At 44.4% G+C, this 20,704-nt stretch carries 17 protein-coding genes and 1 tRNA gene; 6 read left to right on the top strand and 12 right to left on the bottom strand.

Annotated features, from left to right (window positions below; translation table 11 throughout):
• Both PEL01S_RS23290 and PEL01S_RS23295 read right to left on the bottom strand, forming a co-directional pair.
• The coding region (locus PEL01S_RS23290; RefSeq protein WP_164824314.1) for an ATP-binding cassette domain-containing protein at nucleotides 1–603 on the bottom strand (603 nt) is incomplete at its 3' end.
• A gap of 300 nt (nucleotides 604–903) precedes the next feature.
• Nucleotides 904–2,478, bottom strand: coding sequence for an ABC-F family ATP-binding cassette domain-containing protein (locus tag PEL01S_RS23295; RefSeq protein WP_063182378.1), 1,575 nt, complete (start codon nucleotides 2,476–2,478; stop codon nucleotides 904–906).
• Nucleotides 2,479–2,646: 168 nt separating this feature from the next.
• Between PEL01S_RS23295 and PEL01S_RS23300 the strand changes: the two genes are divergently transcribed.
• Nucleotides 2,647–2,723 (top strand) — tRNA-Met (locus tag PEL01S_RS23300).
• 439 nt (nucleotides 2,724–3,162) lie between these two features.
• Here the strand turns inward: PEL01S_RS23300 and greA are convergent.
• The 4 genes from greA to PEL01S_RS23325 form a co-directional block, all read right to left on the bottom strand.
• Nucleotides 3,163–3,642 carry a transcription elongation factor GreA gene (greA, locus tag PEL01S_RS23305; protein ID WP_010501524.1) on the bottom strand — a complete coding sequence of 160 codons (480 nt, stop codon included), beginning with the start codon at nucleotides 3,640–3,642 and terminating at the stop codon, nucleotides 3,163–3,165.
• A gap of 132 nt (nucleotides 3,643–3,774) precedes the next feature.
• Nucleotides 3,775–4,644, bottom strand: a complete 870-nt coding sequence (locus tag PEL01S_RS23310; RefSeq protein ID WP_063182380.1) for a deoxyribonuclease IV — start codon at nucleotides 4,642–4,644, stop codon at nucleotides 3,775–3,777.
• Nucleotides 4,645–5,668: 1,024 nt separating this feature from the next.
• Nucleotides 5,669–6,517: a hypothetical protein gene (locus tag PEL01S_RS23315; RefSeq protein WP_127462008.1), complete on the bottom strand. Its 849-nt coding sequence runs from the start codon at nucleotides 6,515–6,517 to the stop codon at nucleotides 5,669–5,671.
• 1,392 nt (nucleotides 6,518–7,909) lie between these two features.
• The gene (locus PEL01S_RS23325; protein ID WP_127462009.1) at nucleotides 7,910–8,251 is read right to left on the bottom strand and encodes a helix-turn-helix domain-containing protein; all 342 of its coding nucleotides are present in this window, start codon (nucleotides 8,249–8,251) and stop codon (nucleotides 7,910–7,912) included.
• Between the two features lie 677 nt (nucleotides 8,252–8,928).
• On the opposite strand from PEL01S_RS23325, the gene PEL01S_RS23330 reads away from it, so the two are divergent.
• Both PEL01S_RS23330 and PEL01S_RS23335 read left to right on the top strand, forming a co-directional pair.
• On the top strand, nucleotides 8,929–10,548 hold the full coding sequence (locus PEL01S_RS23330; protein ID WP_255320155.1) for a recombinase family protein: 1,620 nt from the start codon (nucleotides 8,929–8,931) through the stop codon (nucleotides 10,546–10,548).
• Nucleotides 10,549–10,747: 199 nt separating this feature from the next.
• Nucleotides 10,748–11,488: a hypothetical protein gene (locus PEL01S_RS23335; protein WP_127462011.1), complete on the top strand. Its 741-nt coding sequence runs from the start codon at nucleotides 10,748–10,750 to the stop codon at nucleotides 11,486–11,488.
• Between the two features lie 665 nt (nucleotides 11,489–12,153).
• Here PEL01S_RS23335 and PEL01S_RS23340 read toward each other — a convergent pair.
• From PEL01S_RS23340 to PEL01S_RS23350, 3 genes are all read right to left on the bottom strand, one after another.
• A complete protein-coding gene (locus tag PEL01S_RS23340; protein ID WP_127462012.1) occupies nucleotides 12,154–13,059 on the bottom strand; it encodes a HEPN domain-containing protein in 906 nt (301 codons plus the stop codon).
• Between the two features lie 311 nt (nucleotides 13,060–13,370).
• Nucleotides 13,371–14,267, bottom strand: a complete 897-nt coding sequence (locus PEL01S_RS23345) for a hypothetical protein (RefSeq protein ID WP_127462013.1) — start codon at nucleotides 14,265–14,267, stop codon at nucleotides 13,371–13,373.
• Nucleotides 14,268–14,507: 240 nt separating this feature from the next.
• Nucleotides 14,508–15,140 carry a hypothetical protein gene (locus PEL01S_RS23350; protein ID WP_127462014.1) on the bottom strand — a complete coding sequence of 211 codons (633 nt, stop codon included), beginning with the start codon at nucleotides 15,138–15,140 and terminating at the stop codon, nucleotides 14,508–14,510.
• A 1,472-nt stretch (nucleotides 15,141–16,612) separates the two neighbouring features.
• On the opposite strand from PEL01S_RS23350, the gene PEL01S_RS23365 reads away from it, so the two are divergent.
• Nucleotides 16,613–17,041: a type II toxin-antitoxin system PemK/MazF family toxin gene (locus PEL01S_RS23365; RefSeq protein WP_127462015.1), complete on the top strand. Its 429-nt coding sequence runs from the start codon at nucleotides 16,613–16,615 to the stop codon at nucleotides 17,039–17,041.
• Between the two features lie 253 nt (nucleotides 17,042–17,294).
• Here the strand turns inward: PEL01S_RS23365 and rlmH are convergent, their stop codons facing one another.
• A complete protein-coding gene (rlmH, locus tag PEL01S_RS23370; RefSeq protein WP_127462016.1) occupies nucleotides 17,295–17,774 on the bottom strand; it encodes a 23S rRNA (pseudouridine(1915)-N(3))-methyltransferase RlmH in 480 nt (159 codons plus the stop codon).
• A 167-nt stretch (nucleotides 17,775–17,941) separates the two neighbouring features.
• Between rlmH and PEL01S_RS23375 the strand changes: the two genes are divergently transcribed.
• Nucleotides 17,942–18,658, top strand: a complete 717-nt coding sequence (locus PEL01S_RS23375) for a hypothetical protein (RefSeq protein ID WP_127462017.1) — start codon at nucleotides 17,942–17,944, stop codon at nucleotides 18,656–18,658.
• 101 nt (nucleotides 18,659–18,759) lie between these two features.
• Here PEL01S_RS23375 and PEL01S_RS23380 read toward each other — a convergent pair whose 3' ends face one another.
• Together PEL01S_RS23380 and PEL01S_RS23385 are read right to left on the bottom strand one after the other, a co-directional pair.
• Nucleotides 18,760–18,927 (bottom strand): CxxH/CxxC protein, encoded by a 168-nt coding sequence (locus tag PEL01S_RS23380; protein ID WP_010501530.1) that lies wholly within the window; start codon nucleotides 18,925–18,927, stop codon nucleotides 18,760–18,762.
• Between the two features lie 118 nt (nucleotides 18,928–19,045).
• Complete coding sequence (locus tag PEL01S_RS23385) at nucleotides 19,046–20,272, bottom strand: S1C family serine protease (RefSeq protein WP_371860725.1); 1,227 nt, start codon at nucleotides 20,270–20,272, stop codon at nucleotides 19,046–19,048.
• A 173-nt stretch (nucleotides 20,273–20,445) separates the two neighbouring features.
• Between PEL01S_RS23385 and PEL01S_RS23390 the strand changes: the two genes are divergently transcribed.
• Nucleotides 20,446–20,676, top strand: a complete 231-nt coding sequence (locus PEL01S_RS23390) for a hypothetical protein (protein WP_010501534.1) — start codon at nucleotides 20,446–20,448, stop codon at nucleotides 20,674–20,676.
• The last annotated feature ends 28 nt before the right edge of the window (nucleotides 20,677–20,704 follow it).

Consider the following 20,704-nt stretch of genomic DNA (forward strand, 5'->3'; position numbering starts at 1 on the left):
ATTAATAAGTTTTTTTAGCGCATTTAGGTTTTCGAAGTCTAAAAACACATCCGGTTCGTCCATAATCATTAAGTCAGGACGATTAAACATTTCCTTTATCACTTGAATAAGTTTGAATTCCCCGCCGCTCAGGTCGGTTACCTTAAGATCTCTTCGCTTCATGAGGTTTGCTAGACTTAGCTGCTTATGAATGTTACTTTCAAAATCATTCCCGCCCATTGCATCAAATGCGTCTAAAGCTAATTGATACTTTTCGAGTAAAGGTTCTATATCTGATGAAGTTTCCATTTCCGTGCAAATCGATTGAATTTCATTTTGGATCTTTATAAATTGTTCTCCTATATATTCAAAAACTGTTGTTTCTTTAGTGTTGTCTAGTTCCGAGAACTGACTTACATATCCAATTGTGCAATCGGGGTCTATCTCTAATTTGCCATCGAAAAGATATCTTTCTGGGTCCATCAGTATATCTATCAATGTACTTTTCCCACTACCACTTGTTCCTATAAAAGCGCAATGTTGTGCTTCATCTAACGTAAATGAAATGTTGTTATATAGTTCTTTTTGAGGAAATGAGAAGGATAAGCGTTCAACTTTTATCATAGTATTACCTTTCTTTATAACTAAAATAGTGATTATCATTAGATGTTTTGCAGAACATAGGTTTTACAACCAACTTCAATCCATTGGTATCCCCTCTGATTCCGGAATTCCCCACGTTCCATACCTGCCGGAATAGATCAATCCTACTCCAGTGTAACAGGAATCCCATACAAGTATCCCTTTGACCGTTCTAATAAAACCGTCTGGCCAAGTTGTCCAGGGAAGGCATGGTTGAACATACTCTCCAACGTGCCGCTATTTGTAGTCAACGCTGAGAGGTATCGAGAGAGCCCTTCTCTCTTACAGGCTCTGTTCGGTCACTCCCGTTACCGGATCGAAGGTCAGCATCTTGGTCCCGATCTTATCGATGAAGAAGCGATCATGGCTTACCGTAATGACCGCGCCGGGAAAATGGATCAGAGCTTGCTCCATTACCTGTATGCTCGTGAGGTCCAGATGGTTGGTCGGCTCGTCCAAGATAATAACGGCCGCACCCGAGAGAAGACACTTAGCCAGAGCCACCCGAGCCTTCTGCCCGCCGGACAGATTGCCGATCGCCTTGCTTAGATCCGCCTCCGAGAATTGCAGCATAGCTAGGAATTTGTTCACCTTTTTGCGCGGAGCGTCCAATCCCAATCCATACGTATTCACCGCGTGGCTGACGGTATCCTTAGGATCAAGTTCCTCCCACATCCGGTTGAAGTAGGCATAGTTAACGCCTTTCTCCCAGACAACCTCCCCGGAAACCGGCTTCTCCTGCCCGGAAAGCGCCTTAATGAGTGTGGACTTCCCGCTTCCGTTCGGTCCCACGATGACCAAACGATCTTCCTTCTGAATATCGAAGCTAACGTTCTCGAAGATCTGTCTACCCTCGTATGTCTGCCCGATCTTCTTCACTTCGCATAGCTTGTCCGGGAAGCGCAACCTCTCGTAGATATCGGTAATCAGCACGTTAACAGGATGCGGCTCTATCCGCTTCTTGTTATCCGCCAGCTTACGCGAGAGTCGGTCCTTGGAACCGGAATTCCGGTTCGCGCGATCGTCGATCGCCTCGGATTCCATGAGCAGCAGCTCTTCCTCCCACTCGAACTGGCGGTCCAGCTCCTTCTTGCGCATCTTCTTCTTACGGACGTAATCGGTGTAATTGCCTTCGTATTCCTGAAAATGATAGTTCTCGATCTCGATCGTACGCGTGACGACCTTGTCGATAAATTGCCGATCATGCGACACCAGAATCATGGCTCCCTTGAATCGGTACAGCCACTGCTCCAGCCATGCGATCCCTTCCATATCCAAGTAATTCGTCGGCTCGTCGAGCAGAACGACATCAGGCAGCTCGATTAGCATCTTCGCAAGCGCCGCGCGGTTACGCCATCCTCCGGATAACTCATCGATTGGCTGGTTGCGGGATCTGTCTTTAAACCCTAACTTCGTAAGGACCGTATTAATCTCGACGGAAACGTTCCAGCCATCGAGATGATCCATTTGTTCGAATAACTCCGCTTGCCTTGCTAACAGCGCATTCATCTCGCGATCATCTGTAACCATGCTCAGCTTATCTCCGACCTCTTGCAGCTCTCGTTCGATAAGGGCAACCTCCTCGAAGCACGCTTCCAGCTCTTGCTGAACGGACAGGCTTCCGCTGAGTTCCGAGAATTGCGAAAAATATCCGATTCGCACCTGAGGATCTATTTCTACTCTGCCGGACGTCGGCTCTTCCTTGCCCATGATGAGCTTAAATACCGTTGACTTACCGGCGCCGTTCCGTCCGATTAGGCCGATACGTTCCCCTTGCATAACTCGAAAATAAATGTCGCGAAAGATCATAGACTCTTCGTACTTCTTCGTGACGTTCTCCAACCGTATTACGCTCATGGCTATCACCCTTCTGATTTCAACACTCTAGAGTGATTATACCACCCTCGCCTTAAGGATACTTCACGCTCTAGAGAGATCCCATAAATGAGCTTGCATATTAACACCAATTAGTGTAATATAAGAGACCTGGCGAACGTTAAAGGTTACTATACTTTGTTATTCTATCGCGGGGTGGAGCAGCCCGGTAGCTCGTCGGGCTCATAACCCGAAGGCCGCAGGTTCAAATCCTGCCCCCGCAACCAACTTACAATTTTGTCTCGACACATATATGAGAATGCCTTTAAATCACTGATGTGGCTTAAAGGCATTTTTGCGTTATCTTATATATTTATGGATACTGTATATGCCCTGCGAGGAAACGAGCAAGTTGCTCTTATTTGTGATACGGTTCACTTATCACCAAAAAGGCGAAATCGCATGGCGCCGCAGCAAGTAGGTTTCGCCTGAATTGGGGCATCTTCTGCCTATTGAACGCAACTGCAACTTATTCTCATCAATTGAATCTCGTCAAAACCTGTGCTGATCACTTATGCATGACCTCACCAGTACGAGCGAAACCATACAGGAGTGCCTATACCGTCACCATATTCGGCGGATCTGACACCGACCCTCAGGATCACAACAGACCGGAAGTTATTATAGCATCGATCCTAGGAGTGCCGACGGAAGTGCTAATTATGACTAAATCATTTTGATTTCGAGCAGCTCATACTGAAGATTGCCCATCGGCGCGTTTACGTTAATTATATCCCCTACCTTTTTGCCCAAAAGACCCTTTCCGAGCGGGCTTTCGTAAGATATTTTGTTCTCCGCTACATTCGCTTCAGCCGGACCGACAATGCGGTATTCAATCCTCTCGGCAAATTCAATATCATTCAAGATCACATAAGAACCTACGCCGACTTCATTCAAGTCCACACTGTCCGCACTCACGACTCGTGCCCGCTTTATTATCCGCTCCAGGACCAAAATCCGGGTTTCCATGTGCGATTGATCATCCTTGGCAGAATGGTACTCACTGTTTTCTTTAAGATCGCCATAACTAATCGCCACTTTCAACCGCTCTGCCAACTCCTTACGCTTGACCGTCTTGAGCTCGTTGAGTTCTTCCTCTATCTGCTCCAAGCCCTCTTGCGTCAATATTACTTCATCTTTATTCATAGTTTCAGCCCTCATTCCCTGTAGTCTATACCATATTACCTTACTTGGAGCGCAATAGCTAAAATAGTTATTGGATATTTGGATGGCAGAAAATTGGGCGGCGCGAAATTCGGATGGACCGAGCTAAGCGTCTTATTTTTCTATCGGTTCTGTTAACTCTCTTTTCAGTAAAGCAATTTCATGTTTATACGGAGGGCTTTTATATTTAATAGGTCCTATAGATGGGGTTTCGAGCAGTTTGGGGATATTAGAAAGTTGAGGATGGTGAACAATATAGTCTAAGGCTTGCAGACCTATAAGTCCATGTCCGATATTCTCATGCCGATCTTTACGGGAGCCGCGTTCGTTCTTGGAATCATTAATGTGAAGCACCTTTAACCGATTCAGCCCAATGATGCGATCGAACTGATCAATCACGCCGTCAAAGTCATGGACAATATCGTATCCGGCATCATGAACGTGGCAAGTGTCCAAGCAAATTGAAAGACACTCATTGTTGGTTACTCCGTTTATAATGCGAGCCAGTTCCTCAAAGCGAACGCCACATTCCGTGCCTTTACCGGCCATCGTCTCTAACGAGATTTGAACTTTTTCATTCCGGGTAAGAACTTCATTAAGCCCCTTAATGATCTTGTTAAGTCCCTTGTCTACTCCTTCTCCAACGTGTGATCCGGGATGCATAACAATCTGTTCCGAACCCAATGCTTCCGTCCGTTCCATTTCATCGCGCATAAAGGCAATGCTATGACTGAATACTTGATTGTTCCTAGAATTCCCCAGATTGACCAGGAAAGGAGCGTGAACAACAATATTGCTGATTCCATGCTCTTTCATATGCGCATGCCCCTCTAGAATCTTGTAATCAGAGATCGGTTTTCTTTTAGTATTTTGTGGAGCACCGGTGTATATCAGGAATGTATTCGCTCCATAAGAAGCAGCCTCTTTGCTGGCTTTAAGTAACATCTCCTTGCCGCCCATGGATACGTGACTTCCGATTAGCATGTATTATCCCCCGAATTCCGCATTTCGTTTAACAGATTATTTTCAGCGTTTACGGGAAGAGAGGATGTTATACATCAGGCAATTAACAACTGACAAACTGAAACGACAACGTTCGACCCTAGTCCACAACACCCTATCTGGCGCTCCCCCTTAATTTTCGCCTCACTTATGATACGGTTCAGCTTAACGGGTCTATCGGCGAAAAATGCGCCTAAATGTGACGCGCGGCGGCATTCCCGGCTTCAAAAGCAACTAGAGTTTTTGCAGTTAAGCTCTGCAACGTAGAACTTACCGAACTACTGCCAAAAACCACGAGAGCCGAAGCAGCGGGGCAAGTTCTTCATAACCCCTTCCCAATCGTTCACAGGAGTCAGGTTTGTAATTAATCCCGCTCCTCCCTTATGCTTTTCTCGTATACGCACTTGTACAATATGGAGGGTGAGGATTATTGGAGTAAATATGGAAATCTCCCCGGTTAGACCCCTAACTCCGGAGAGTTGCCTGTGGAATAAACCTCTGTCGTAGTTTTACTTTGATTATTTCCGTTTTCCAATTAGTTGCTTGGCTTTGATCATTATCAATTGCTTTCATTTGAAGGCATTCAACGGTTTTGGGCCATCCAGTTCTTGACTCAGAACTTTCTTGAATCACAGCGTCGCGACTGGATGACAAACACCAATCCGCTTACGCTTGGAGATGTGGTGTACCGAATTCGGCAGGAACTTTTCGAGCAGATCATCGTCTATGTTTATCAGCAAGCTCTGAGAAGAAGCCGTTATTCGACATCCTTAAGCATCTCAAGATTCCTGCCTGAACGCTGTTTGCCACTTCACGCTACAAGTCTGCTTATTTTCGGTCCTTTGAACCATAATTCGCAACACTCAAGTAACAGAGTTAGGTTAAGTAGTCTTTCCATAATGCTACCCCACGATCAGATTCATTTTGAAAATAGCCCAAAAACTCTGATAAATTCTTAACATCTTCCTTTTTCATTAATCTCGCTCCCAATAACTACATTTCTAACTTAATGATCATTGAATTTAATTACATGTAGTTCACCCACATCTAATCCATATCCTCTCAATTCAAAATAATATAGCTTTATAATCGTTGAAATATATTGGTACAATTTCATTGCATCTTCTACAATAACCATTAATTCATATTGGGGTGCATCTACAAGAGGCATCCACCTATTTGATGAATTTATTATAGAAAAATTATGAGGGTCCTCCCTGTGGATTGCCATGTTTCGCATAGATTTTAAGTATTTGTGATGGCCTTTAGTTAAACCATCTACATACTCATAGTTAGTAGTGATATGTTCATTAATCAGCCCATACTCTTTCTTTACAAATTCAACAACCTCTTTATTTCCAATTACCTTATTAAGATTTTTATCCATAAAGTCACAATTTGATTTCTTAAATATTTTGTTGTAGTCAACCTTCTCAATCTCAACTCCTATTTCGTAAAAATGATTATACATATGTCCCAGCACGTCCCAAGCAATGAAAAGCCTGAATAGAGCATTTTCAACAAAATAAAATACTGGTTTGTATTCTTCTGTAACTCTGAATGGAGTAAACACTTGTTCACATCTATCTAATTGAGACAACGAGTTGAGCACACTATACCTAATAGAACTAAATAAGTCTGTAGCTTTACTAATCCAAGAATTTGCATCTGTAAGTCGCCTAAATATACTGAACCCAGCATACTGAGCATCCTTTGGGGCGTAAAATTGAACTACTCCGTCCTTGAAGAGTGGAAAATCCATTAGCATTGTTATCTTTCTTTTTATTTCATTGAGTTCTATGTTATGTATTTTTATGGATTCATAATATCGAAGTAAATTTTCTTGATCTTCCATAAATAACCTCCAATTAGTGGTTTCGCATGATTAATTGTTTCGAGAATTTCGCCCAACATCATGTTTACAAAATTCATGAGACTACAAATATATCCTATTTCGAAGTTAATAAGCCATATCTCTATGTGAATTATCTTTCATCACAACAGCTACGAACAGGGCGAATATATGGCGAGATAACCTGTCTCACATAAAAAATTTCGCCGTCGCTTATGGCACTATCCCCCCATTAATCTTTTCGCCCGAAAGCCGCTCCATCAACAGCAACACCCGCATCAACTGATGCGGGTATGTCATGCGACTGTGTTCGGTTGTTCATGCTTCACTGCTACAGAAATGCCTTGTCGAATCCTACTCTTACCGACCGACGGCCGTATGGCCCGATGAGTGCTACGTAAAAACGTTCTTCGCTTCTCTCTGACATTTTTTTCCCCAATTAAATTAACAATTAGCTCCAAGGTAGTGGTTTCATCCAAGCCATAAATTAGTGGTCCTTTGAAGAAAGGCTGTTCTTTATATTGACGAACAATTTCTTCTTCAATATACTCAAGCAACCACTTTGTTTCTTTTGAATCATTTGATTTACAAACATCCGATGAAGTAAGTATTTCGTATGGAGATTGGATAGCAGATACCTGTAAACGGAATGGGATTGAATTGATTGAATCAAGACCTTGGAATACTGCTTTAAGCAGAGCTATAAAGTGTTTATTGTAATGTAAAACCATAGGCTACATAGGTGACGTAAAGCGGATACCCCACCGCTTCTATCACAGTATGCCATTTATGAAGCTAATAACTTCGTCTTTAATATGTTCCAAATAAACTACGGGCATTTCTCTAACGCAATCCCCAGAAGATTCATCCCCATGAGCAAGATTATTTCATTTTTCTTTTACAGTTCTAAGGCATCAGAGGCGGTATACCTAATCCGATGCTTATCACAAAGGTTCTTAATAGCTCTCGCATCAAGATTACCGCTTATACCCAGTGCATCTTTTTTAGTGATATTGGCTGACTATCTATATTGAGGATACCGTCCAAAGTCCAAAATTCTTCGCTTTCCTTCATCACTAAAGTAGAAAATCTTCTTGAAATTCATCTTCATGAACATATCTTTCAAGTGATTCCACAGAACCGTCCAATCCTCTGGAATTTTCAATGGTACAAGTAGGAGTGGCATGGACTCAACCACTCCATTTCATTAAATATTTTTCGCCGTTACTTATGGTACGGTTCAGCTTAACGGATCTATCGGCGAAAAATGCGAAAGGAGCTGCCGCGGCAGCTCCTTTAACACTACACACATAATATTTTCAATAATTCAAACTTAAATCGGTTTTTATCAAATACGATCAAGGCCTGCTCAAATTCGGTTGTCTTAGGTTTCCCTCAATTCAACTGATCGTCCAGCATAGCTTCGATAACTTTCAATATCTTCTTTTGCTCACTTACACTTCTGCTTCGGAGCCTATTCACAATTTCTACGAGCGTTGACTCCTTTTCTTCACCACCTACTGGCTGGACATAACTAAAAAACTCGACCATCGAAAGGTCAAGCGCATCCGTAATTTTAGCCAATATCCCAACGGAACATACTTTTTCGGCACGCTCCAGCTTGCCAATGTAAGTTTCGTGTACCCCAGCCTTATTAGCAAGCTCCTCTTGGCTTAGTCCATGTAATTTTCGAAAGTGCCGAATGCCTTCTCCCACCATTTTCATCAGATCGCTCATAGAAATCACCCTAAGCAAACCATAGACCAGCTATTTAGTTACTCCAAGAGACTATAGTGCTTATTATTATAAATTATACCCTAAAGGGATTTATTTTGTTATAATAAGACTACTTCATTTTTCAAAATGACTGATTAAGCTAATGCATCAGGCCGTTCCTCTTACAACAAGCTGTAGTATGTCCAATAACGCCTTCAACAACTCAGAACCAGGAAAGGACACTATATGGAGGTATACATACATATCCATTCGACAACCCCTAGCTTTCGACCCATGGGCATGACATTAAACCGATCTAGAGACCCCAAAAACTCCTGTAAATCAATTGGGGTTTCGATTCTATTGTTAACCCACGGTATCAGGATCAAATCATAATCATATGGCTGCTTGAAACTTCCATGATCTTAACCTATTTCAAAAAGAAAGGAATGAGTCCCATTCGAGTATTGTGCATATTCCCGGATGACTCAACAACAGATATCTACGTTTCTGAAATTGGCGAATTTCTTCGTCTTACAAAGTTAGTAAATGGAGTAACAATGGAAGGAATCAATTACTGTGTGGTCCATACGGAGCTAATAATAGAAAAAGAATATTTTTTCGTTTCAATGCTATTAAAGCATCAGCGTACACTATAAACTAACTGGCTAGGTCCTTACCTTCTGTGTTGATCCTCCATCTACGCACGTGTAAGCACCCATGAGCAAGCTGAGCAAGGGTATAGCATCGATGCCCAGCTCGACACATTACGTGGTTACTGCAAGAAGAACGGCTTGGAAGTATATGAGGAGTATATCGATGCCGGTATCAGCGGAACAAGCCTAAAGGGAAGGGTAGCCCTGCAACGATTACAGCAGGATGCCGAAAAGGGATTATTCGATGAACTTCTTGTGTGGAAAATTAATCGATTAGCTCGTAACGCCTACAATCTTCTTGGGATTTTAGACCATCTTGAACATCACAACGTATCCTTCCGCTCGTATTCCGACAATTTCGAGACGAGTACACCTATTGGGAAATTTGCTTTTCAGATGATGGGGGCTGTTGGAGAGTTAGAACGAAACACCATCGTTGAGAACGTGAAAATGGGCATGAAACAGAGAGCAAAGAAAGGAGAACACAACGGCAAGCTGCCGCTGGGGTATCGGGTTGTTCCCGACCCCGGCAACCTTTCCAAGCGTTCTAAGGCTGTTACTGTTGTGCCGGAGGAAGCTCTTATCATCCGAAAGATATTTGAGCTTTACGCTGCTGGTCGTGGATTAAAGAGTATCGCCAACGAGCTAAACCACACCGGCTACAAGACGAAGACAGGCAACACCTTCTCCACGACAGCCATAAAGGAAATCCTGAACAATCCATTTTACAGTGGCAAAGTCCGTTACAACCGCTACGATAACTGGAGCAACAAGCGTAGGCGTGGCAAGAGTGCAGAACCGATCATTGCCGATGGGAAGCATGAAGCCATTATTCACGATGTGTTATGGGAGAAAGTCCAGTTCCTGTTGCAGAAGAAGTCATTCACGCCAGCCCGCATCTTTGACGGTGAGTTCCTGCTATCCGGGCTGATTCGCTGTCCGAAATGTGGCGCGGCGATGGTCGCCAGCCGTACCCGGAGCAAGACGAAAACGGGGGAAATCGTGAATCGTCTGTATTATTCGTGTGGAGCCTTTCGGAGTAAGGGAAGCAGCGTTTGCTCAGCCAATAGCATTCGGAAGCAGGAGGCCGAAGAAGAAGTAATGAATCGGTTAGCGCGGGTACTGTCTAAAGACCGCATTCTAAAAGCCATCGTGGACAAAATCAACCACCGACTGGCGACCAGAACAATACCGCTCCAAGAGGAGCTAAAACACATTAGAAGCCAATTAGAACAGGCTGAGTCCAAAAAGCGCCTTTATCTCGATCTCATTGAGCAAAATAAACTCGATAACTCAACCGTCGCTGAGCGAATACAGGAGATACAGGCCAAATTAAATGAACTCCAAGCGAACAAGTCCCGGCTGGAGCTTGAACTAACCGAAGGCAATACGTCTCCTGTTGTTTTTGAGCAGGTGCGCGAGTTGATTCGTGGATTCCATCAGGTACTCACCGCCGCGCCGTTCGAACAGCGGAAAACGTTGCTGCACCTGTTTATCAAGCGAATCACAATGGATGCAAGCAAGAAGATCGAGACGATTGAGTTGAGCTTCGATGAAAACGTGGATTCCTACTTCTCAGATTCTACTGTCGCAGCAGCGGCGGGGGATTCCCTACAGCACAAACAAGCACGGAAGCGGGAGAAAATCGAAATCGTCATCTGAATTTGTGAAAACACTTTCATAACTGCTCACCTTAGCGATTATAGGGTGAGCTTTTCTTTTTATGGGAACAGCACATAGAAAGCACTGCGCCTTTCACACTGCCTGTACGACGCGTGTGCTGTTAAAGTTCAAAAACCTTTAATACGTACCCCAATCGTTATATTACGTTTATACAGCTTAATGATACGGGGTGAATATGATGAGCAAAAAGCAAGATCGACTCAAAGATGGAACAAACAAATTCATGCCCGGCAAGGTAGCGGCACTTGTCAAATGGAATAACAAGCCGCTTCTGGACAAGATGATTGATGACGATACACCTGTGAAAGAGTTGGTGGCATGGTGTAATGATAATGGCTTTCCGATCAGCGTTCCCACCATGTACTCCTACATGAAGCAGCGCAGGGAAGCGATTGTAAATGGGCTCACGATGGAACTTCTACAATCAAAGGAAGACACACTCAAGAAGGCGCTGGAGGATTCTACTCTGAAGAAGGCAAGAGAAAAGGGCAACGCACAGTATAAGGAGAACCGCGCTGAAGAACGTGCTAAGGTTAAGGCCTCGCTGGAGAGGGAACTGGCAGATCAAGAGTCTGCGAAGCGTATCCGACATGACATGGAGCTACTGGACGAAGTGATTCAAAAGGGCTTCGATACGTTGAGCAAGATGGACGTAATTCCCCCTGTAACGGCCATCAAGGCGATTGAGATGAAGCACAAGCTCACCAATGGCAGCGCTGGCGGCTATACGCATTATGGGCTGGAGGAAATCAAGTTGCGTGAGGCTGCGCGGGAGAACGCCATCGTAGCAATCATGTTAAACCACATCCCGCCCGAAAAGCATAATGAAGTTTTAGTTGAAATGGAAGAAGCTACTCGCGCTTACTACGAATCGTTGGGGCTTGGCGAGGCATACCGGCAGATGGAGGCCATGAATTAATTGAACCACCCAATGGAGCAATACGATCTTAGCAAGCGGGGATGACGATCACATGGAACAGATTTATGTGAGTTCGATGGTAAAGCGAATACAGAAACGCTGAGCCATAGTGATAACGGAACGACTTTCAAAGAATCAATTAAGAATGCCGTCACCATTGGAGTTGATCAGTTTATACGGCATCTTCAGTCAGGGAGAGCACAAGTGAATACGGTGTCTGACTTCGAAAAAATGGTCAAGCTTGGGCTTCTTATGTACGGGGAGCCTACCGAGCGATCAGAAGTTACGCCATGCGCGAGACGCAGTTGGGAGCAATTATGAGCATGTCAGAGTTTGAAGTAATTAAAAACAGATTAGCTGAACTAATGAATATGGAAAATGAGGAGAACTAGCAGGAACGATGGGAGAACCCCACAGCGGCGATTCTACAGTTTGTTCCAGTGGAGCAGCATGACGCTGTGATCGAGCTTATGGAAACGGTGACGCGGGAGTATTATGAATCCATCGGCTTAGGTGAGGCGTATGCGCAGCAAGTAGCACGGGAGGCAATGGAAGATCATGTGTGTCGAAAAGGAGAACGCCTGTGATGGACGTTCTCCTTTGTTCGGCGTGGTGGAGCCTGTGTGGGAAGCAATCCAGGATTATGATTAGCTTCTATTAGTTAATTATTTGACAAATAACTCTGAAAATAGCTTATCTTCATTGGGCAATTCGCCTCGCCGAATGAATGACTCACAAATCTCAAGCAAAAGAGTCCAGCAGTCCAACCATTCAACAAAATTAGAGGTGGTTTTACTTCCGTGTGCAATCTTGCTTCGTAAATCATAAAGCTTTTTTATTTTCTGAAACCTTTCAAGTTTATTTTCATCATAGAGTAATTGTGTAATATATATTGACAGTCTGAAACTAACTTCACTGTTTACTTTTGGAAATAGCGATTCAATAATTGTCCAAATAAACAAAATTGATTGGTTGTAGTTATGAATAAAAGGAATGTTGATGAATGAATCAATTACATTTCCAATATGAGGTGTGTTCTCAATTAAACGTTTTAAGGCAGTCATCTGGGCTATGCTTTTATCAAAAATCTCTTTGGTAATTGAATTGTTTTCTGTATGTATAATTTGAAACGACAACTCCATTGGGGAAATTTGTACTATGTCGTTTCCTCCAGATTTTATTCCTTCTCGCAACTCTAATGGTAGTTTTTCCCTTAGTGAATCACTATCGCGAAAATTTATACCCGCATATTGATTTATTGAGTATGTTGAAAGTAGAGGAGTAATAAATGGTGTGAACCCATTAATATATAACAAGGCTCTTAGTAATTTAAAAACATAAACTGCCTCATCCTTTGAGTTTGCTTTTACTGAAAACTCCATATTACATGTATTCAGAAATATAGATATCAATTCGTAGGAAACACCGAGCGCATGATTATTCTGTAAGGTTGCCAAATCGAAAATTGATACTTCCCATTTTCGCCTAATAAACCCATAATCCCCGTTCCTATATTCGTCAATCCCGTCAGGAGGTTTTATCATAAGTACTGTAAAGAAATATTCTTTCATACTTTCTCCTTTCCACGTTCACTTCATGAATCTACCCTCAATACCGAATTTCAATTGTATGAGACGACTCTTCGGGTAACCCTTAATTAAGGATTCAGACTTTCTATTATTAAAAGGGCTCTTCGCTCTACTTCGTGGGTAAAGTTACGTTTTCTAGGCTAATAGAGCGATTTGACATGGAGCCTCTGCGGGCATGAGTACTCGCGAAAGCCGCGAAGCATAAGGACTTCGCGATGCTAACCAGCTTATCATGCCCGCCCCTCCATATAAAATCGCGGTCTCTTTTACCCATGTCGAATAGCGAGGAAGCATTAAAAGTCTTTTATATATCGAATGTTTCTATCTTTACCTTCTAAGATGATTTTAGTGACATCTCCACATTCTTCACAATGCAAAAAAAGCGTTGTAATAATGCCCTCTTCATTTGTTTCGTCATCAATTATCTCTAACTTCTTACTTGTACAGTTTTTACATTTATACTGTGAAATTGGGTTGAAGGCTTTTTGCCTGATATTTTCGTAGACCCCTACTAATGATGTACATAAAGAAACACACGTTGAAGCTTCATAAAATGTAGCATTCTGAGAGTGTGTAATTTTATTGGAATAATCCCACGTTGATTCAGTTAATTTTTTGATTATACTTCGGTAATCACTATTATCTGAACCGGGTAAATGGAACTGGACAAAGAACTCTGCTTTCTTCTTAAAATTTGATGCTTGGGGCTGCTCGCTTTTTCCAGCCATTTCAGGAGAATAAATTAAATTTCCTAATTCAATTAATACCTCTCTACACTGAACACCAATAGCTTGAAAATCTTCAGTCTCTATTGCTGAATCAATTAGTGTAGCAATATTCTTTAACTTTCTGAATAATTGGGGTGCAATTTCGCTATCCAACGTCATTGCATTTACATAATCTTCTGGTTTGTATGAAGATGCTTTCATCCGTTGCATTATTCCCATATGAAAAGAATACACTTCATCCGTTCCAAAGTAATAAGCGTCTTGAGGATACAGGTTCATCGGTACTGTCTCACCTTCAACGACCCACCACGAACCATCCTTATCTGTTTTTACATTCCAAACTCTTACTTCAACTCCTAAATCATCAAAAGTTTTCTCCGGTTTTGCACTCAAGACCTTACACTTATTCTGACTTTGCCATTCGACATACTCAGCAACGTCTTCGTATGTTCTTTCAGCCATCTCACTGTTCCTTTCGATTAGTTGAATTTTGATCTCTGTTATGAATATTTCGCTCAGAAATAAAAAGGATTGTATGTAACCACTTTACCTTAAAGACTTTCGAGAGAACAGGAGATTGGGCTGCGATAGTATGAAGCAGTTTGTTCTATGAAAAGACGTATTTAGCGTGGTTAACGAGAGCGAAGTCATAACAACGTATTGAGGGTACCAGCCCGATGCGTGAATGCAGTGTTAGACGGGTTATTGCCTTCTTGAGTTACTCACAAAATCTATTGTTGTTATGTAGTTCATCTTCCTTATAAAATTTTCTCTAAGTTCGATATTCGAGCTTTGACTAAGGCGGTCTACATAATGCTGATATTCATTTATCAATTCGTCCTTAAATTTAATTACATCTAGACGAATTCCATTCTCAATCTCGGTAACCATTTCATCCTGGTCAAAAGTAAGCTGTGTATTCCGTTTTGTCTGCGCCTGATGAAGAATTCCATTACGAATATCTGAGTAAAAAGAACCAGCAGTTCTTCTAGTGAAGTACTGACTGAAAAAAATGCTTTTAGTCAAAAACTTTATAAACGCCTCCCTATGTCCTCTAAAAACCGTTTCATCAAGTCCATTATAAAATTGATGCAAGGTTTCTATAAACAAACAGCATAATGCCATTGAACCGAAACTATAATCAATATGTCTGTTATCGACCCTTATGTTATCCGAGTAATATTGAATTAATAACAAAAACCTCCCTTCCATTCTATCTATAAATATCTCAATTGCATTCTTCCATGCTTGATTATTACTACTTAAAGATAAATTCAGCTCTGAATAATCATCCAGACTGTATCTTGGAGAAATGTATATGACATTATGAAACATGCATTTCTTCCTTTCTGTATTAGCAATAATTCCAAATAATATTGTGTTTACGAACTTCATGATATAACCTATTCCGAAGCCTATAAGCCAATCTCTATGTAAATTATCTTTCATTACAACAGCTAGGAACAGGGTGAATATATGGCGACACGAGCTTTTTCACCCCAATTTTTCGCCGTCACTTGTGGCACTGTTCCCCCGATTAATCTAATCGCCCGATACACCTGCTCAAGCAGAGCACATGCATCAGTTGGTACGGGTACGTCTGTGGCCAAAGGAGAGCTTTTTGTCTGGCGACATATGACCCCCATAAAGAAGATCACACTGGACGACAGGAAGCGCGGCGGCAGCGTCGAGCTCGCCTTCAACGAGGAGACCGAAAAGCATTTTTTAAGCGTAGCCCCTTCCGCTGAACCAATAACTGAAGAGGCTTTTCCTTTGTCCGGAAGAGCCCCTCTGTTACATCAACAATTAAGACTTATTCTTGGAGAATCGAGAAGCTCATTTCAAACTGGGCTAGCCCCTCCAACCAATGCTTCTTAAAGCTCTTTCAATCATTTCAGCTTGTGAAACCATCCTCATTCTTCGAAGCTCAACGGCAAATAAAGGCCACGGTGGGTGAATAGCTCTATAAGGATTTGAGTCAGGGCCAGTGTACATACCTCCACCCGGACCAGTGTATAGCCCTCCACCTGGCCCCGTGTACAGTCCACCTCCAGGCCCTGTATACAATCCACCACCTGGACCGGTATAAGCCCCACCTCCAGGCCCCGTATACAGTCCACCACCTGGTCCAGTGTATGCGCCACCACCTGGGCCCGTATACATTCCTCCGCCTGGTCCAGTATAGGCTCCACCTCCAGGCCCTGTATACAGTCCGCCACCCGGCCCAGTGTATGCACCACCACCTGGGCCTGTATACATGTTACGAACCCCTAGATTAGCTTCTCCCATCCTTGAATCCCCTCTCTTAAAGAATAAGCTAGAGTAGAATACTAGCAGTACTTACAGCACTCTTCCAATTATATCACAATTCGTGGATATATCAGGAATTTCGCCGTCACTTATGGCACTGTTCCCCCGGTTAATCTAATCGCCCGAAATCCGCTCCATCAACAGCAACACCCGCATCAACTGATGCGGGTAGGTCATGCGGCCGAAGCCCCATCCACATGTCGGCGCGGAAGACAGCAAGCTAGAAAACGATATTCGTTGCAAGATGTACGGCTAATCTCGTTTTATGTGCCTGAAAACGATCAAATCGGATTCACTTCAGCCCTACCGGACCGAGGGCGAACGCCCGATGCGTGAATATGGTGTTGTTTTAAATGTAGTTCTTTCCATCTTGTGATTCTTACACATTTCATTCTATAAAATTAAGAGTGAACAAAGTGTTTGACGTGTTAGCTGCTTGCAAGCTCCGCACAAATTATTGTACCATAATATTACATTAGTAGGCTGGAGCGTGGGACATGGTCAATCAAACAAGGGAACCTAAAGCAGGAGAGGTATGGTTATGTGATTTAGGCAATAACTACAAGGTCAACTCATCAATTCAAAGAGGAACAAGACCTTGTATAGTATTAAATGTATTAGAATCAAATGATCCAGATAATATTGATGATGAGCATTTAATATATTTAATCTTACCTCTAACAAAAATAATCAAAAAACCACATTTGCCTGTCCATTATGTAATCGAGGACTGGCAGGAACAAGGGTTAAATAAACGATCCATGATTCTGGGAGAACAGCCGTTCTCTCTAAAACGGGACTACCTAATTAAACATTTAACAAGTTTAGATAATAACACCCTTGATTGCGCTAGACGAACATTGTTAAACGCCGTAGACATTACTTATGAAAAACGCTATGGCATTCAAACTGAAGAAATAAGTTAATATTACATGAGTCGGCTTAGAAAATACATTGGGTGATTCTATTTTGTTCTACGTCAAACATCTAATTTACCAAATCGGCTAGTTCAGAGGTTCCTCCTCAATCACCACAATCATTACAATAAGTTTGGAGAGCATTGCCTTATTGGGTCGCACAAAAACACCCCTAAAGTCATCTTTAGGGGCACGAAAACTTCCAAAATCTTTTTAAAGCCACTCTCCTACCAGCCTCTACATCCTTCTTGATTTTTCGCCGTCACTTATGGTAAGGTTCCCCCCGCATTATCTTAAACACCCGATACACCTGCTCCACCAGCACCAGCCGCATAAGCTGGTGCGGCAACGTCATGCGCCCGAACGACAGCTTGAGGTCGGCGTGCGCAAGCACTTCTGGGGCAAGCCCCAGCGAGCCCCCGATAACAAAAGCCACGTGGCTGCGCCCGTACGTGGCAAGGTCTTGCACCTGCCGCGCGAGCTCCTCGCTCGACAGCGGCTTCCCGTCGATGGCTAGCGCCACGACGTAAGCGTCGGTGTGCAGCTTCGCGAGAATGCGCTCGCCCTCACGCTGCTTCACCTGCACCTCCTCCGCGGCGCTCATGGATTCCGGCGCCTTCTCGTCCGGTACCTCGACAATCTGCACCTTGGCATACGGCCCCAAACGCTTGACGTACTCGGCGATCCCCTGTACCAGATAAGTTTCCTTCAATTTCCCTACTGTGATCATCTGAATATTCATCCGCTTACTCTTCCTCTCTCGTCTACCCTTTACTTGTCCTGTTCGAGGTGTCGTGGAATTTCCTTCACCTTTTCATTGTTCTCTCCAAAGAAACTTTAACTTAACAAGAAACAAATGTGATATTATGTAAATTGAACTATATTATTACTCGAAAGAAGGTAAAAGCAATGGCCCTTAACCGCATACTTGCCATTCTGGCCGCTTCTTTCGCAGCTCTAACACTCGCTGCTTCCCCAGTCACTACAGCGCCAAACTCGGGAAACGCTCCCGTCTCAAATGAACAAGTAGCCACCCCAACTGTACCTGTTATTGTCGGCAAGCCCCAAGGTCAGAATAACCTTACCATTACCTTTGTTGATCAAGCGTTAAAGGGAAATGACTCGACGCTTCTTACTCCCCAAGGCAATCTAACGGAGCGGTACGCCTATTCGACGTACTCCATTCCTTATAAAGTTATAGAAGAAGGCAACGACATTATCAGGCCAAGGGAACAAGATTCCTTCTTGTGTAGCGCTCCAAATGGCGGCACTACTACCATTGTAAATCCGGTTGAAGTTCGCGCCAACGTCCAGATTCAATCTAACGTCGGCATTGAACTAAGAAAACTCATCAATCTCGTATGGACTGGTCAGACGAACGGATCATTTAAACACACCTATTCCAAAGCAAAAGTATACTCTGCTCCGGAATCCGTTCATAACCATCGTGATTATTACGGTGCGATCCAGTATGATTTAGGGACAACCGTTGTGAATCGAACCGACATTTACTATGTATATAGCGGAGATCGAATCCTCTATACTACCTCCTATAACCACGACCAACAAAGAATCAACGTCAAAATCCCCAAAGCCGTTGAATACGCCAAAGACTTCTACTTGTAAAATCACCGCCGCTGCACCATAACCAGCTATAAAAAAGGAAGGCCGCACCATGCCAGCCCTCCGACAATCATTCTATGTTCTTCTCCATACCTGACAAACTCCTACACAACCAAGAACCGCCCCGGCTCGGCACACCGTTCACAATGCGGAGGCGGGTCCCAACCCGTAAACTTTACTTCCTCCAAGTCCACGATATCCGGCGCGTCCTCGTATTCGTCCACGAACATATCGATGGCCAGCTCCAGGTGCTCTTTACAAACTACATGCATAAGATAAGACCCCTTTTTCTTTTAACCCTTATAAAATCGCACACCGTTTCGCTCTATACAGCCTCTGCTTTCATTGTTCCCCAAAAGCGGCCGCGACTTACAGCTTTCCCTGATCCCATTAGCGATCCTTTAACTCAGCCAGCGTGACCTGAACCGTGTTCTTCTTCGCTCCCCGATAATACGTGACGGCGAGCTTTTCTCCGATCTTTTTGTGCCCATAAATGTACTTGCGCAGCGCCAGCGTGCCGTCAACCGGCTTGCCGTCCAACTCCACGATCACGTCGCTCGTTTTCAGTCCTGCGTCCTTGCCCGGACCGACGGCCTCGATCACCAGCACGCCTTTCTTGACATCCGACGGCAGCTTCAAGCTTTCGATGCCCGCATACGATTGCAAATCCTGGGTCACCACGCCGATGTAAGGACGCTTGATTTTATGATCCTTGATCAGCGTCTCAATGATCGATTTTGCCTGATTGATCGGAATCGCGAAGCCGAGGCCCTCTACGCCCATGTCTGCGACCTTAAGCGTGTTGATGCCGACGACCTTGCCGTCCAGATTCACGAGGGCGCCGCCGCTGTTCCCTTGATTGATAGCCGCATCCGTCTGGATGACCTCCATCTCCCAGTCGAACTCGCCGTCCTTCCCAAGCGATACGGGAATCGTCCGTTTGGGCCAGCTAATAATGCCCCGGGTCACCGTCGGCGCGTACCCGAGTCCGAGCGGATTGCCTACGGCTAACGCCGTCTCCCCCGGTTTGAGCGCATCCGAGTCTCCGAATTCGGCGATCTGCTTGATCCCGCTTCCGTCAATCTCCAGTACGGCCAGATCCGTAATCTGATCGCGTCCGACCAACGTCGCCTTACGACGCTCGCCGGTGATCGTAATGACGTCCAGCTGCTGGAACCCTTCCACGACGTGGTTGTTCGTCACAATGCGCACCTGATCCCCCGCCCGGGCAAAAATAACGCCCGAACCGAGGCCCACCGCGCCGCCGCGTGCGTTTTCCTTCTCTCCCTCCCGGTGGGAGCCGATAATGCTCACAATCGTCGGCGATACCTTCGCTGCCGCGCCTACCACCGAATCGCTCGTCAGCCGCTCGGTGTCGACGCCTCCGCCGGTCGCCGCTCCTGGAGCCGGCGCGGCCATTACCGAAACCGCCTGCGGCATCACATCATGCCCTGCCCCCCGATCGAACAGCATGAACAAGGCCGCCGTAACAACGGCGCCCCCAACGGCCGGAAGCAGCCACATCGGCAGCTTCACACCGGACCGACCGGGCGGCAAGCGCCAAGTCTCCCTTCGGGGTGCCTTCGTCGAATAAAAATCGTCGTCAAACAAACTCACCGCTGCCGCCCCCTGTTCCATCCCGCTCCGCCCCATCCGAGGCCGAAAAATCTGCTATATCCATTGTACCTTAAACTCTGGCAATCTCAAAAACTAAAAAAGAGGAATGATTTCCCTAAAGCTAGACTAGAATAAGAACATAACCTGCACCCAATCAAGGAAGGATGATGGAGATGTCGAACCGCCGCATATCGTCCCATCTGGATGAAGTCGCTTGGATCGCCAAGCTTGCGGACCTCAAGGAAGACCATTACCGAAACTCCCTTTTACTGGGAGCCATTCTCGAGCTGCTGCTGGAAAAAGGGCTGCTCACCGCCCAGGAATTAGCCTCCAAAATCCACACGCTGGAGGCGTCCGATCAGTCCACACTCCCGACTGGCATTGGCAACCGTCACCAGCATTAAGGCCATACGCCGCAGATCGCCGAGAAAC

Origin of the sequence: Paenibacillus elgii NBRC 100335 (assembly GCF_004000865.1) — a bacterium.
In the GTDB taxonomy this organism is placed as follows: domain Bacteria; phylum Bacillota; class Bacilli; order Paenibacillales; family NBRC-103111; genus Paenibacillus_G; species Paenibacillus_G elgii.